We start from the raw sequence: 470 nt of genomic DNA, 5'->3' as shown, positions 1-470 counted from the left end.
GATCGCCGACGGCGTCACGGTCCAGGGCTACCTGCACTGGAGCCTGCTCGACAACTACGAGTGGGCCAGCGGCTTCCGTCCCACGTTCGGCCTGGTCGGCTGGGACCCCGAGACGTTCGAGCGCCGCCCCAAGCCGAGTCTGGCGTGGCTCGGCGAGCAGGCGCGGGCGAACGCCCTGACCGTCCGCTGACGGTCGGGACGACGCCGGCGCACGGGCCACCCCTCCCGTGCGCCGGCGTCGGCGTCCCGCCTCCCGCTCTCACCGGCCGTCGACGTCGCGGCCCTCGCTCGCGCGCTTCCACCGCGCGAGGTGGTAGCCCCACCCCTGCTCGTGCTCGTCGGGCAGCGAGCGCGGGGTCCGTGCGCGGACGAACCCCTTCTCGGTCAGGTCGACCACCGTGGACGTCCCGTCCGCGGTCAGACGGATCACGACCTCGAGCGGTCCGTCCCACGTCGGTTCGGCCCACACG

The 470-nt window shown here is 74.3% G+C and carries 2 protein-coding genes; one reads left to right on the top strand and one right to left on the bottom strand.

Features of this window, described 5'->3' with window-relative positions; all coding sequences use genetic code 11:
* Window positions 1-190, top strand: a 190-nt coding sequence (locus G3I71_RS47110) for a family 1 glycosylhydrolase (protein ID WP_164325092.1), incomplete at its 5' end; no start/stop codon positions are given.
* Window positions 191-259: 69 nt separating this feature from the next.
* Here the strand turns inward: G3I71_RS47110 and G3I71_RS47105 are convergent.
* Window positions 260-470, bottom strand: a 211-nt coding sequence (locus G3I71_RS47105; RefSeq protein ID WP_203733140.1) for a hypothetical protein, incomplete at its 5' end; no start/stop codon positions are given.

Origin of the sequence: Streptomyces sp. SID12501 (assembly GCF_010550245.1) — a bacterium.
Classification (GTDB): domain Bacteria; phylum Actinomycetota; class Actinomycetes; order Streptomycetales; family Streptomycetaceae; genus Streptomyces.
Note: the sequence above shows the minus strand (reverse complement) of the source record. Positions and strands in the feature narration are given on the sequence as shown.